This is a genomic window from Streptomyces sp. NBC_01216, assembly GCF_035994945.1.
In the GTDB taxonomy this organism is placed as follows: domain Bacteria; phylum Actinomycetota; class Actinomycetes; order Streptomycetales; family Streptomycetaceae; genus Streptomyces.
Genome location: NZ_CP108677.1, coordinates 2,236,206 through 2,251,204, shown reverse-complemented (window position 1 = coordinate 2,251,204; position 14,999 = coordinate 2,236,206). Strand labels below are relative to the sequence as shown.

General features: G+C 68.1%; 5 protein-coding genes. 3 read left to right on the top strand and 2 right to left on the bottom strand.

Annotated elements, in window-relative coordinates; translation table 11 throughout:
• Nucleotides 1–22: 22 nt before the first annotated feature.
• On the bottom strand, nt 23–958 hold the full coding sequence (locus OG393_RS09380) for an AurF N-oxygenase family protein (protein ID WP_327374179.1): 936 nt from the start codon (nt 956–958) through the stop codon (nt 23–25).
• A 185-nt stretch (nt 959–1,143) separates the two neighbouring features.
• On the opposite strand from OG393_RS09380, the gene OG393_RS09375 reads away from it, so the two are divergent.
• Complete coding sequence (locus OG393_RS09375) at nt 1,144–2,253, top strand: ferritin-like domain-containing protein (protein ID WP_327374178.1); 1,110 nt, start codon at nt 1,144–1,146, stop codon at nt 2,251–2,253.
• 104 nt (nt 2,254–2,357) lie between these two features.
• Nucleotides 2,358–3,194, top strand: a complete 837-nt coding sequence (locus OG393_RS09370; protein ID WP_327374177.1) for a hypothetical protein — start codon at nt 2,358–2,360, stop codon at nt 3,192–3,194.
• Nucleotides 3,195–3,315: 121 nt separating this feature from the next.
• Here OG393_RS09370 and OG393_RS09365 read toward each other — a convergent pair whose 3' ends face one another.
• Entirely contained in the window at nt 3,316–6,462 is a 3,147-nt protein-coding gene (locus OG393_RS09365; RefSeq protein ID WP_327374176.1) for a DNRLRE domain-containing protein, read from the bottom strand.
• Nucleotides 6,463–7,105: 643 nt separating this feature from the next.
• Here OG393_RS09365 and OG393_RS09360 point away from each other — a divergent pair.
• Nucleotides 7,106–14,908 carry a polymorphic toxin-type HINT domain-containing protein gene (locus OG393_RS09360; protein WP_327378367.1) on the top strand — a complete coding sequence of 2,601 codons (7,803 nt, stop codon included), beginning with the start codon at nt 7,106–7,108 and terminating at the stop codon, nt 14,906–14,908.
• Nucleotides 14,909–14,999: the final 91 nt, after the last annotated feature.

The window sequence follows — 14,999 nt, the reverse complement described above, 5'->3', positions numbered from 1 at the left end:
ACACGGGCCGCCCGGCGGGCGCTCAGGCCAGGAGTCCCGAGGACTTCCACAGCCGCCGCCCCGGCCCGCGCAGGACGCCGATGTCGTCGAGGAAGTCCGTCAGGCGCCTCGCGCCCGACTGCATGACCTCACGGCGGTGGCCGCTCGCCCGGACCTGGGCGACCGCCTCCCGCCGGTCCAGGCCGACGTTCTCGTACACCCGGGGGTTCACGAAGCAGACGGAGAAGACGCGCGCGGCCTCCCCGCAGCTCAGCCGGGTGAACTCCTGCTCCCAGCGGGGTGCGGTCACCATCTGGCGGCGCAGTTCCTCGCGGGCGTACCGGACGTGCCGGGCCTCCTCGACCACGTGGATGCGGGTCACCCCGCGCACCAGCGTCTGCACCCGCTCGTCGGGGAAGGTCAGCCGCTGCATCCAGTCGAGGATCTCTTCGCCGAGGAGGGTGGAGGCGAAGGACCCGGGCGTCGTCGAGACGGTCTTCAGGACGCGGGCGAGGTTGTGGTAGATCCTCGGCACGGGATAGCTGGGTGTGCCGCCCTTCTCGATCATCCGGGCGAACATCATGGAGTGCCGGCACTCGTCCGCTATCTCCGTGAGCGCGTAGCGCACGTGCTTGCTGGTCACGGACTTGTCGTAGATGTGCCGGACGAGCAGCTGCATGAGGATGATCTCGAACCAGATGCCCAGCGAGGCGAGCGAGGCCGCCTCGTGCCGGGCGAGGTCCATCCGCTGTTCCTCCGACATCCGCCTCCAGAGCGGGGTGTCGTACAGGGAGACCAGCTCCGGCGGCCAGAACCACTTGCCGTCCTCGGGGGGCGCCTCCCAGTCGAGTTCGGTGTCGGGATCGAAGGAGTGCTTGCGGGAGGACTCGAGGAGCCGTTCCGCGACCTGTTCCCGGTCGCGGAGGGGACCGAGGGCGTCCCGGAGGAGGCTGAGGTCCTGTGCGGTCAAGGCGGTCATGGCGGGAGAGCACCTCGCTGTGGGCTCGCGGTCGTGTGACGGGAAGTCATCACCGGCGGTCACCCCGTATGAGACTACTCGTCAGCAAGCTCGTCAATCCCTTGTGCGCGACTTGTTGACTGTGTGTCTACCAAGGTGTCAGCCTGCCGGACAGAACCCCCTCCGTTCGAACGAAGGAGTCGTCAGTGTCGACGTACGGCCTTTACACGAGCGCCCCGGAAGACCCCGTCTGGACGGTGCCGGCGACCGGTTCGGCCCGCTTCGGCTGGGAGTACGCCGACGGCCGTGACCGCCTGCTCGCGCTCTACCAGAAGGGCAAGGACAAGCAGTGGGACGGCGCCACACGTGTCGACTGGCACCTGGAGGTCGACCCCCGCGACCCGCTGGGCACCCCGGACGAGGTGCTGACCCTCCACGGCACGCGTCACTGGGCCCGCATGACGGAACGGGACAAGGGGGAGTTGCGCAAGCACTACGCGGCCTGGCAGTTCAGCCAGTTCCTGCACGGCGAGCAGGGGGCGATGATCTGCGCGGCCCGGATCGTCGAGTCCGTGCCGGACCTCGACGCCAAGTTCTACTCCGCGACGCAGGCGATGGACGAGGCCCGGCACGCGGAGGTCTACGGACGCTTCCTGCACGAGAAGATCGGCATGCTGTACCCGGTCAACGACCATCTCCGGGGCCTGCTCGGCGACACCCTCCGGGACTCCCGCTGGGACATGCCCTACCTCGGCATGCAGGTGCTGATCGAGGGCCTCGCGCTCGCCGCCTTCGGCATGATCCGCGACACGACGGACAAGCCGCTGCCGAAGCAGATCCTGGCCTATGTGATGCAGGACGAGGCCCGGCACGTCGCCTTCGGCCGGATGGCGCTGCGTGACTACTACCGGCAGTTGTCGGACGCCGAACTCCGCGAACGCGAGGAGTTCGTGATCGAGGGCTGTCACCTCATGCGGGACCGGCTGCGCGGGGTCGAGGTCCTGGAGAACTTCGGCATCCCGAGGAAGGAGGCCGAGGAGCTGAGCGAGCGGAGCGAGTTCCTGCACCTGTTCCGCAAGCTGCTCTTCAGCCGGATCGTCCCGTGCGTCAAGGACATCGGCCTGTGGGGACCGCGACTCCAGCGGGCCTACCTCGACATGGGCGTCTTCGACCTCGGGGACTCGAACCTGGACCTGCTGATGACCCAGGACGAGGAGATCGCGGAGCGGCTGGACCGGGAGCGCTTCGCGGCGGAGGAGCGGGAGCGGGTGCGCGAGGTCACGGAGACCATCGGCCGGGGCGCGGCCGACACGTAGACCGGGCCGGACCTCCGTACCCCGCGAAGACGCCGGAGCCCCACCCCCGCCCCGAGCCCCACCCGCGACCCGGGCGCTCGCGGCGGTGACGTAGCGTGCCCGTCATGACCATGCCGCCTCCGCAGCCCGAACCCCGGCCGCAGTCGTACAACCCGTACACCGGACCGGCGGTGCCCCCGCAGCAGCCCGGCCCCTACGGCCCGCCCGCCCAGCCGGGATACCCGCACCCGTACCCGGGACAACCGCCGTTGGGGCCGCCGCCGGGTCAGGGGGCCTGGGGGCAGCCGCCGACGGGACCGCCCCCGAAGAAGAAGATGCCGACGGGAGCCGTCGTGGCCATCGTCGTCGGCTCGGTGGCCGTGGTCGGCGCCCTCGGCTACGCCGGCAGCCTGCTCCTCTCCGGTGCCGGGGTCACCGGGTCCTTTCCCGAGGCCACGCACCGGCTGGTGGTGACCGAGACCCTGCTGGACGGCGAGTTCAAGCTGACCCAGGACATGTCCGGCACCGAGGGCAAGGAGGTCGAGGAGACCTACGATCCCACCGTGAAGGACGCGAAGGCGGCCATCGCCCAGTACACGGGCGAGGAGAGCGCCGTGCTCGTGGTCTCCGGTTTCTCCGGGCGGATCAAGCATCCCGAGGTCACCCGTGCCGCCATCCTCAAGGGCGCCGTCGACAAGCGGTCCACTCTCGTCGTCCCGCCCCGGGACTTCAGCCCGGCCGGCGCGGACGTGGTCGTCACCTGCCAGGTGACGCGCGCCAAGGACGCCACGGGTGGCGGCACCCTGCCCATGTGCGCCTGGGGCGACGACAACACCGCCTCCTTCGTCGCCGTCGTCACCGCCGAGTCGGCCACCACCGCCCCGGAGAAGATCGACCTGGCCGCCCTCGCCCGTCAGACGGCCGCGGTACGCGCCGAGATGCGCCGGCCCATCGGCGGCTGAGCGCCCCTCGGGCGGCTCGCGGCCCGGCCGCCCACACGGGCGGCGGGCGACGGAGGCGGAAACGGGGGAGCCCCCCGGCGCGGCGCGCCGGGGGGCTCCCCCCTCACTCACAGGGCAGCGGTCAGCTCAGGGCCTTGACGCTGCGCCAGTCCACCGACAGGACGTTCATCGCCGGCGGGTTGGTGTTGGTCGTCGACGGGTAGTACACCCGCATCTGACCGTCGACACCCGATCGGGCCCAGATGTCCGGGATGCCGTCGTTGTTGACGTCGGGGATGCCGATCGCGGTCGAAACGTTCGCCTCGGTCCAGCTCGTGCCGTACTTGACGTCCCCGTTGAGGGAGTTCGCCGCCAGCTTCAGCGAGGTGAGGTCGACGCTGTCGGTCCCGGAGCCCGGCTTGCCGTGGCGGACGTACATGTTGCCGTTGTCCAGGTTCCGCCAGAGCAGGTCCGGCACGGAGTCCTTGTTGATGTCGGCGACGTTGACGATGTCGCGCCGCTCCCAGGCGTCGGAGTTCATCAGGGTCGCCGTCTGGAAGGTCGCACCGGTGTAGCCGGACAGCACCCAGAACTCGGCACCGGCCCGCAGGAAGAGGTCGGGCAGCTTGTCGCCGGTGACGTCGCCGACCGCCTTGATCTGGGTCCAGGTCGAGGACGCGGGGGCGTTCGCCGGCAGGCGGACCTTCATCCGGTCGTCGACGTTGAAGCTGCCGTAGCCGTCGCCCGGGTACAGCCAGAAGCCGCCGTCCGGGGTCCGGGCGAACAGGTCGGTCGTACCGTCACCGGGGTACACGTCCCCGTAGTGGGCGATCAGCGCCGCCTGGCCGGTCGCCGGGTCGTACCAGTGGCCGGCCGGGTGCAGACGGGGCTTGCCGTTCGTACCCTGGGCGACGGAGTACGAGCCGGCGAGGCTGCCGTACAGGTCGCCGCCCGGTCCGCCCGAGTAGGAGAACAGGTTGCCGCTGGAGTTGATGGCCAGGATGTCGGGCTGGCCGTCGCCGCCCACGTCATGGGGACCGTCGGCGTTGTCCTTCGGCGGGACGTACGTCAGGTAGTCGCCACGGACGCTGCGGTTGCCCAGCGTGTCGTAGGCGTACAGCTGCAGCCAGTTCGGCCCGGCGTGCGGCGGGGTCAGATCGGTCGCCGTGGCCGAGCCGTTGACGGCGTTGATGTACTTGATGTTCAGACCGTCGAAGGAGTAGCTGAACTTCGCCGCGCCCTCCGAGTAGAAGGACATCGGACCGGTCTTGCCGAACTTCAGCGTCGCCCAGGTCATGCCGTCGGACGTGGCCCGCTTGAAGGGGGTGGTGTCCTCGTCGACGGTCGGCGCCGGCGGACCGGAGCCGTCGATGGTGATGGCGCACGGCGTCGTGCCGGGCGGGAAGAAGGTGGACACGGCACCGACCGTGTCCTCGGAGCGGACGTCCCAGTAGTAGGTCTTCTTGTCGACCAGCATCGTGGAGGACGGGACGATCGTCGTCGAGGCGTAGCCGCTGGACAGGTTGGTGACCAGGGTGCCGGTCGGGGCGCTGGTGCCGGCCTCCCAGATGCGGAAGCGCAGGCCCTTCAGGTTGCCGTCGGGGTCGGTGCCCTTCGCCTTCAGGATCAGGTTGGTCCGGCCGACGGTACGGCCCGGCGAGCCGACGACGCAGTCGCCGCCGGGCGAGGTCGTGCCGTTGGTGGGCTCGGACGGCTTCCGGTTGTAGTCACCCTCGAGGACGGCGGACGTGGCGCGGAACTTGCGCCAGGTCTGCGTGTCGCTCTCGCTGGTGGCCCGCATGCCGAAAGTGATGTTCGACCAGCCGCTGTCGGCGCCCTTCTGGGCGGCGGCCTTCACGTCGAACGCCTCGTACGCGTCCGGGCAGGAGCTGGAGGACCAGCCGTGCGCGAAGGACTTCTTCTCCAGCAGCGTCGACCAGCTCGGCTGGGCGTTCCAGGTGGTGCCGGAGGAGATGGACCCGGTCAGGTAGAACTTGTACTCCCGCTTGGTGCACGACCACGAGTGGTTGTTGAGCACCTTGAAGGTCGCGCGGGTGAACGTCGCGCCCTTGTAGCTGGAGGAGAAGCCCATCCGCCAGAAGGAGCGGCCGAGGCCGCCGGTGTCCGACTCGTAGCCGACGCGGGCGTCTGAGGTGCCGCTGGAGAAGTTGGTTCCGTTCCAGAAGCTGCTGTTCGGGTACTTCTTGTACGCGGTCGTCCATGCCTGCCAGCCGCTGTTGAGCGGCGGGTCGATGAAGACCGGGAAGCGGACGTTCTCGTCCGTGAACAGCTTGGTCTCGGCGGCCCGCAGACGCAGGTGCGCGGAGCCGGTTCCCTCACCGTCCAGGCGCAGCGGCAGCGGGGCCGAGTGCGCGCCGGGCTCGATGCCGGTCAGGCCGGACAGCTTGAGCACGTCCTCCGGGGTGGCCGTGGAGGTGCGGGGCTCCTGCCGGCCGGCGGGGAGTTCGGGGTCCCTGCCGCTGGAGTCCCAGGCGAACGGCGTCGGGATCGTGCCGATCTCCTTGCCGTCCTTGTCGAGGACCTGGACGCGGCTGGCCTTGGTGTCGTGGCGGAAGGTGGCGGTCGCCGAGCGCAGCCCGTAGGACACGGTGGCGACGGCCTCGTTCTGCGCGGCCTCGCGGTTCTTGACGACGAGGAGCTGACCGAAGCCGCCCTCCTCACGCGCCACCAGCAGCAGGTCGACGCCCGGCATGACCTCGGAGTAGAGGGCACGCGGACCGTCGAGGACCGGCTCGGGCAGGGCGCCGGGCCAGGTGTAGGCGATGGTGTGGCCGCCGAGCTCGACCTCGGCGAGCACCGTCTCGCCCGGCTGCGGGGCACGGGCGAACGAACGGTTCGCCCGGCTTCCGTCCGCGCTGCCGCTGGAGAAGCGCACCGGGACGGCCGGGTTGACCGGCGCGACACCGAGGCCGCGGGGCGCCGACTTCGTCCGGGTCAGCTTGTTGTCGATCGGGGCCCACTGGCCCTTGGCGTTCTTCGCGCGCTGCGGCAGCGCGTGGACCTGGCTGCGCAGCTGCCCGTTCGGCAGCGCCCAGGTCAGTTCCGTGGCGGTGGTCGCCGTGTCGACGAGCACCTTCTTGTGGGAACGCCGGGCCTCGGCCATGGCGGCGGCCTCGTCACGAGGGCCGGTGGAGGCCCGCTTCGTGTCGATGGCCGTACCGCCGTGGGCGGCGGGCGGGGTATCGGGTTGCCACCAGGGCAACAGGGCGGCGGTGAGGGCGGCCAGAACTAGGCCGAGCGTCAGTGACAGCCGGGTGCGCGTGCGCACGAAAGGGCTGAGAAGGCGAGGTGGCGGCGCGGACACGGCGGTCGACTCCCGTGTGGACCAGGGGATAGGGGGCAGCACAGAAAGCCCCTACGGCAGGCCGCGGGGCAAGGCGCGCACACGATCACACACTTGGCACACAAGGTCCACACATAAGAATTTGATGAATTCGTTACCCAGGATGGTGCGCTTCTCGAAACCGCGTCAGATTTGTCATGATGTAGACCTTTTGGCGAACTTCAATGCGATTAATGAACCGATTCGCCCCATCCGCCGGGAAGATCGTTTGTGCTGGTGTCTGGAGTGAACTACGGCGTGAGGCGGTTCACTCCAAGATCGTCGGCCTGCCGTTTTCGATGTTGAAATGCGCGGCGTTCATGACAGAGAGTGCGCTCGCACGCGCCTGAGCCAGGTGCGTGCTCTTTGGTGTTTCCGCACCTCGTCCATCGATAGATCTGCCTGGTGGGAGTCGACGCACATGCGTGCTTCAGGTCCACTGTCATGGCTGGGGCGGGGACGCCTAGCCATGACGGATTCACAAAGACGGCGACGGCGGCGAAGCCGCATCGCGACCGTTGTCTTGCTGTCCTCGACGTTGACGGTGACGAGCCTGGGCGGGCAGGCGCTGGCCGTGCCCGGTCCGGGCATGAGCCGCGAGAAGGACAACGCCCAGGTCGAGCTTCCTGATCTGCCCGAGGCGTCGGAGGCCGAGGGCGACAACACCGCCGACAAGCGGCTGACGCTCGCGGAGGAGGTGCCGATCGACCCCTACGATCCGAAGGCCACCACTCCGTGGGTGGGCGATGTCGGCACGGCGACGCTGCCGGTGGACGCCAAGCCCGGCGACACCGTGCCGCTCGACAAGAACCTGCCGATCGCGATCGGCGTGCCGGAAGGCACCGAACCGGAGGACGCGGCGGCTCTCGCCGGCGAGTGGACGGTCGGCCTGGCGGCCCCGGAGGCGTCCCAGGACGCCGGTGTGTCGGGCCTGATCATGAAGGTCACGCCGCCCGCGACGGTCGACCCGGCCGCGCAGGTGTCGCTGAGCGTCGACACCACCGGCTTCGCCGACCTCTACGGGCCGCAGGCCGCCGACCGCTTCGGCCTGGTCCTGCTGCCCGACTGCGTCTACGACGACCCGACGGCCGGTGAGTGCGCGGACGACGGCGGCACGACGACGATGGCCGGCGAGAAGGACCCGGAGTCCTTCGAACGGCTGAGCAGCAGCGTCGAGGTGGTGCCCGCCAAGGACGCCCCCACGCGGACCACCGCCGCCAAGGGCGCCAAGTCCCGCAAGGTCACGACCGGCACCGTCCCGGTGGCCAAGCTCCTGGCCGACACCACCGAGACCGCCGGCACGGCCACGGGCGCCTCGGCCCGGACCGCGTCGCTGCGCACCGCCTCGGGTTCCTCGGGCGGTTCGGCGGTCGGTCTGCTCGACACCGGTTCGTCGGTGCAGGGTGACTTCACCGCTTCGCCGCTGTTGTCGGCGGGTTCCTGGTCGGCCGGCGCGTCCTCGGGCGCGTTCACGTACGGCTACCAGGTGCAGACCCCGGAGACCGCCGGCGGTCTGATGCCGAAGGTCGCGCTGTCCTACTCCTCGCAGTCGGTGGACGGCCGTACCTCGTCGACGAACAACCAGGCGTCCTGGATCGGTGACGGCTGGGACTACAACGCGGGCTCCATCACCCGTACGTACGTCAACTGCCGTCAGGACTCCAAGAAGTCCGGCTCGAACAACGCCACGCACAAGACCGCGGACCTGTGCTACGGCTCGGAGAACGCCACGCTGTCGCTGGGCGGGATGACGACCGAGCTGGTCTGGGACGAGTCGAAGAACAAGTGGTTCACCGCCAACGGTGACGGTTCGAAGATCGAGCGGATCAAGGACACGTCGACCGACCCGCGCTCGGGGATGAAGGACGCGGACGGCGAGTACTGGGTCGTCACCACCAAGGACGGCACGCGCTACCACTTCGGCCTGAACAAGCTGCCGGGCTGGTCGGACAACGGCAGTGCCGCCGACGACCCGTACACGGACTCGGTCCTCGCGGTGCCGGTCTACGGCAACCACCCGGGCGAGCCCTGCTACAAGGCCGGTGACTGGGCCCACTCCTACTGCAACCAGGCATGGCGCTGGAACCTCGACTACGTCGAGGACATCCACGGCAACGCCATGTCGCTGTGGTGGAAGCGCGACACGAACCACTACGCGCGCAACTTCAACTTCAAGGCCCCGGTCGAGTACCACCGCGACGGCTACCTGTCGCACATCTACTACGGCCAGCGCAAGGACAGCATCTTCTCCGCGACCGCGCCGGCCCGCATCGGGTTCTCGGTCAAGGAGCGCTGCTACACCGTCGGCACGGTCGACTGCTCCGAGGCCAACTTCACCTCCAAGGACCCGGGCAAGTACCGCCCCTGGTTCGACACCCCCGTCGACCTGCGCTGTGAGGCCGGCAAGAAGTGCTGGAACGCCGGTCCGACGTTCTGGACCCGCAAGCGCCTGGACAAGATCACCACGTCGGCCCAGCGACGCACGGACACCACCGCCCGACAGGTCGTCGACGAGTACCAGCTCGCCCAGAGCTTCGCCGAGCTGGAGACCGGACCGAACACGGCCCTGTGGCTGGAGTCGATCCAGCGCACCGGCTACGCGCGCAAGGGTTCGACCGACGACTCGGTCACGCTGAACTCGGTCCGCTTCGAGCACAACCCCGATGACATGCCCAACCGTGTCACGGCGGTGCACCCCGAGCGTCCGGGCTTCTCCCGGCTGCGCATCGGCCGTGTGATCAACGAGTACGGCGGCGAGACCGTCGTCACGTACCAGCCCATCAAGAACAAGTGCAAGACCGGTGCCGGCCTGCCGTCCAAGACGGACACGGCGGGGCTCAAGGCGAACACGGAGCTCTGCTACCCGTCGTTCTGGAACCCGGACCCCGAGGTCGAGGACATCGACTGGTTCCACAAGTACGTGGTCTCCAGCATCGAGGAACTCTCCAACATCGACGGCGCGTTCCCGACGAAGACCTCGTACGAGTACCAGGACGCCGGCTGGAAGCTCGCCCAGGGCGAGTTCTCCAAGAAGTCGACCCGCACGTACTCGCAGTTCGCGGGCTTCAAGCAGACCACGGTGTACACCGGTGCGGACGACCCGGAGGACCCGTCCGTCGGACTGAAGCGGTCCAAGGCCGTCACCCGCTACTACCGCGGCATGGGCGACACCGTCCCGGTCAACGACATCACCGGCACCGAGATCGCCAAGGACGAAGAGCCCTTCGCCGGTCGGGTCGCCGAGGAACTCACCTACGACAGCGCGGCCGACGGCGACGCCAACTGGCAGTCGCGCAGCGTCAGCAAGCTGCAGGCCACCGAACTCGCCCGGCGTGACCGCGGCGACGGCCTCACCCCGCTGAAGTCCTGGCGGGTCACCGAACCCGAGGAGATCGCCTACACCAAGTCCTCGGGCACCGGCGACGACACCCGCACGCTGCGCCAGGTGCGGACGAAGACCACCTACGAGTCGACCTACGGTCTGCCGACCCTGGTGGAGTCCGAGGGTGACACCGGCAAGACCGGTGACGAGTCCTGCGTCAAGTCCGAGTACCTGCACCAGACCACCAAGAACATCATCGGTCTGACCAAGCAGGTCCTCGTCTCGCCCACCCTGTGCGCGAACGCGAACTGGAGCGACCTCACCACCCTGAGCGGCGCCACCCGCACCGCCTACGACGGCGCCGCCTACGGCACCGCGCCCGCCGCCTCGACCCGTGGCCTGGCCACCGAGTCCTGGTCGCTCAAGGGCGACGGCAGCGGTTTCCAGTCCGGTGGCGTAGTGACCTTCGACCCCATCGGCCGTGTCATCAGGCACACCGATGCCGAACAGCGTTCGTCCACTATTAGCTTCGACCCGCCCACCGGGCAGGTCTTCAAGATCACCCAGACCAACCCGCTCGGCCACACCCAGGTCCAGGAGCTGGAGCCGGGCCGCGCGGTCACGCTGAAGACGACCGACGCCAACGGACACACCAGCGAGGCGGTGTTCGACCCGCTGGGCCGGCTCGCCGAAGCCTGGGCTCCCGGCCGTACTCCTTCGGGTTCCTCGGTGCCGGATTTCCGCGCCGAGTACACCATCCCGGCTGAGGAGACCGACCCGGACAACCCGAACCTCAAGCTCCGCAAGCCTCCGTTCGTCGCCACGTACGCGCGTGGCTACGAGGACCGGATCGAGAAGTCGGTCACCCTCTACGACGGCCTCGGCCGTGAGCGCCAGTCCATCGAGGAGGCCGACAACAACGCCGGCTACCTCGTCACCGACACGCTTTACGACAGCTCCGGCGAGGTCTACCAGACCAACAACGCCTACCTCACCGAGGACGCCACCCCCGGCGAGCTGTTCGTCCCGGTCTCCGACACCCTCATCCCCAACATCACGCGCTACACCTACGACAGCCTCGGCCGCGTGACCGAGGAGACCCCGTACATGAAGTACGAGGACCCGGTCACCAAGGAATCCGTCTCCAAGGCGTATCCGGAACGGGCCACCAAGTACGAGTACGGCCAGGACTGGTCGAAGATCATCCACCCGCAGGGGGACTCCTCCTACCGCGTCTACACCGATGCTCTGGGCCGCACCACGCGGACGGATACCCTCAATCCTGCGGCGCCCGGTGGCTTCACCTCCACCCGCTACCAGTACGACACGCGCGGGCAACTGGTGAAGGCGACCAGTTCAGCCGACCCGACCCACCCGTGGACGTGGACGTATGACCGCCGCGGTCGGATGGAGACGGCGACCGACCCGGATGCCGGTACCACGCGGACCACGTACGACGGTTTCGACCGTCCGCTGACCGTCACCAATGCGCGCGGTGTCACGGTGTGGAACGCCTATGACGAACTGTCTCGGCCGAAGCAGCAGCGCCTGAACGACGCCAACGGTGACGTCCTCTCCGACCTCACCTACGACACCGTCGCCGGCGGCAAGGGCATGCCCGCCGCCGCCACTCGCTACACTGACGGCCAGGCGTACACCCAGAAGGTCAACGGCTACACCAAGGACTACGAGCCGACCTCGACCACGCTGTCGCTGCCGCAGCCGCTGGCCGACACCTGGGGCCTGGCCAAGGACTACACCTACGACTACAAGTTCTCCGACAACGGAATGCTGGAGGAAGCGCAGCTTCCGGCAGCCGGCCGGTTCGACGCGGAGAAGCTGGTCGTCCGGTACAACAAGGACGGCAAGCCGCTCTCCATATCCGGCAAGGACTGGTACGGCTCGGAGACCGTCTACTCGCCCTACGGCCAGGTCCTGCGCTCGACGCTGGGCGCCCAGCCCTACCGGGTGTGGACGCAGAACTCGTTCGACGAGTCCAGCGGTGAGCTGAAGGACCAGCTGGTCTACCGGGAGAAGTCGGGTACGGGCACGGACACCTCCGTGGTCGGTGGCAACCTGGTCTCCAACCGGGCCTACACCTACGACCCGGCCGGCAACGTCACCTCGATCCAGGAGAAGTCCGTCGGGATCGAGGAGCGTCAGTGCTTCGCCTACGACCCGCTCGGCCAGCTGAAGACGGCCTGGACCTCCAAGAACCAGGGGGCCTGTACCAGCCCGAAGAACACCGACGGCACCCTGAACGTCGCCGCCGGCAAGGACAGCTCCGGCTACTGGCAGGAGTACGAGTTCGACCTCCTCGGCAACCGAACCAAGCTGACCGAGAAGGATCTCACCGGCGCGACCGCCAAGGACGCCACCACCACCTATCAGTACGGTGTCGGCGCGGCCAAGAGCCAGCCGCACACCCTGACCAAGGTCACCAAGAACTACACCACCCCCGCAGGTGCGCAGGTCAAGGCGGAAGCCGAACGACTGTACGAGTTGACGGGTGAGACCAAGTCCGTCACTTCGATTGAGAACGGTGACAAGCAGAGCCTGTCCTGGACCTACGACGGGAAGGTCGACCGGATCACCGGCCAGGGCACGGGCGGCAAGACCCCTTACGTGGGCCTGGCCGACAAGTGCCTCGACCTGAAGTCCGGCCTGCCGGTCGCGAGCCAGCCGATCCAGCTGTACGGCTGCAACAACACCGCGGCGCAGAACTTCCGGTTCACTCCCACCCCAGGTCAGTCCGACCCGGACAAGGGCGCACTGTCGGTCTACGACGACTGGTGTCTGCAGCCCGCCGCGGGCACGGCCGGCTCGGCGCTCCAGATCCAGAAGTGTGACGGTTCGTCCGCACAGGAGCTGAAGCGCAACACCGCCGGTCAGCTGACCCACTCGTCCGGCCTGTGCGTCGCGGTCAAGGACGGCACCTCCGCCACCGGCACCGCGATCGTCCTCGCCACCTGCAGCGGCGGCTCCGCCGCGCAGCTGTGGGTGCCGCAGAACGACACCCGTCACATCTACGGGCCCGGCGGTGAGCGTCTGCTGACCATCAAGGGGAAGCAGGCCACGCTGCACCTGGGAGACACCGAGGTCACCGTCCAGCAGGGCGGCGTCCTGGTCAACACCCAGCGCACCTACGCCGCACCCGGTGGCGCGGTCATGCGCTACGCGTACGGCACCGGTTCGGAGACCCTGGTCGCCCAGACCGGGGACCACCAGGGCAGTGCGTACACGGAGGTCGCCCTCTACGGCGGCATGTCGGTCCGTATCCGCAAGCAGGATCCCTTCGGCAACGAGCGCGGTTCCGCACTGGCCAACCTGCAGAACCACAAGGGGTTCCTCGGCAAGACCCGGGACGACGCCTCCGGCTACCAGCCGTTGGGTGCCCGGCTGTACGACCCGGTCGTGGGGCGCTTCCTGTCCGCCGACCCGCTGCTCGACCTGAACGACCCGCTTCAGTCCAACGGTTACACCTATGCCCACAACAACCCCGTCACCTACTCCGACCCGACCGGTCTGGCGATCAGCCTGACCGCGTCGGAGCGGGCTGCGGCCCTCGCGGGTGCGGGTCTGTCGGCGGCGCAGGTCGCCCAGGCAGAGGCGATGCAGGGCAAGTCCCTCACCTCCGTCATCCTCGCTGTCGCGTGGGAGACGTTGAAGGACTTCATCGGCATCAACGACGCCATGGCCTGCTTCGGCGGCGACATGTGGTCCTGCGGCAGCCTGATCATCGGCGCCATCCCGTGGACCAAGCTCGGCAAGATCCCGTCCGTTCTGAAGGCAGTCAACCGCACCATCAACGCCATCCAGGCGTTCAAGGCCGCGAAGAAGGCGGCCACGCTCGTCCTCAAGGCTGCCAAGGCCGCCGAAGCGGCAGCCCTGAAGGCCAAGAAGGCGGCCATCGAGAAGGCCAAGAAGGAAGCAGCACAACGAGCTAAGAAGAAGGCAGCCGAGGCTGCAAAGCGAAAGGCTGACGCCGCGGCCGCGGCCAAGAAGAAGACCGGTAATCCGGTTCAGAAGAAGGCCCAGGCCAAGGCTGCCCCGAAGGCCACATCTCAGGCCAAGGGATCCGGAGGTGGCAAGGCCAACACCACCAAGCCCGGTGGCAACTCTGGCGGCTCCTCCCGCAGCAGTGGCGGGTCCAGTGGTAGCGGTGGTTCCGGAAAGGCTGGCTGCAACAGCTTCCTGCCCGGTACGAAGGTCCTGATGGCCGACGGCACGAGCAAGCCGATCGAGAAGGTCAGGACCGGCGACAAGGTCGTCGCGACCGACCCGAAGACCGGAGAAAGCCGGATCGAGACCGTCACCGCCGAGATCAAGGGTGAGGGCCTCAAGCACCTCGTCAAGATCACCATCGACACCGACGGCAAGAAGGGCACGAAGACCGCCGAGGTCACCGCGACCGACGGCCACCCTGTTTGGGTCCCCGAGCTCGGCAAATGGATCAAGGCTACCGAGCTGAAGTCGGGCCAATGGCTCCAGACCAATGCCGGCACCTACGTCCAGATCGCCGCGATCGAGCGCTGGACCGCCCAGGATGCCACCGTCCACAACCTCACCGTCAGCGAACTGCACACGTACTACGTGCTGGCTGCGGCTACCTCGTTCCTTGTCCACAATGACTCCTGTCCGACGGCAGGAGAAGGGACCCCAGAGCGCGACCCGTACTCGGAGGAGCACACCAAAGCGCGGCAGCAGGAGAACGCTGAGAACTGGTCGGAGATCCCGAGGGAAGTTCATCACACCGTGAATGGTGTGGAGAGCGGTGCGATTTCCCAGCGAGTCAACTCGAACGGCCTTGACTGGTTCGATGCCCGCAGGCCCAACGGCACGTTCAACACCAACCATCCATGGTATGGCGCCACGATCTTCACGGGCGCCGGTGATGGGCGGAGAACGACCCCGGGCACCACCCTGACGCGTGTGCTCGTCAGAGCCGACGGCGTCGTCGGGTACGTATTGGGGCACAACTACAATCAGATCCATGAGTACGGATACGCTGGCCGATTGCCCGGCCGGCACAACGCACCCCCGCAAAGTTGGTTGAACGCACACTCATGAGTTCTCTCGCCGCAGCGGGTCTACTGATGGTGGACGGGTGGACTGAGCCGGAAGGGCTCATTCCACCCCTCATCGCCGGCCAGGCTCCGAG

What these genes read in the sequence shown, in the direction of transcription:
- OG393_RS09380 (WP_327374179.1), bottom strand. Translation starts at nt 958, where the DNA reads ATGACCGCCTTGACCGCACAGGACCTCAGCCTCCTCCGGGACGCCCTC.
- OG393_RS09370 (WP_327374177.1), top strand. Translation starts at nt 2,358, where the DNA reads ATGACCATGCCGCCTCCGCAGCCCGAACCCCGGCCGCAGTCGTACAAC.
- OG393_RS09360 (WP_327378367.1), top strand. Translation starts at nt 7,106, where the DNA reads ATGAGCCGCGAGAAGGACAACGCCCAGGTCGAGCTTCCTGATCTGCCC.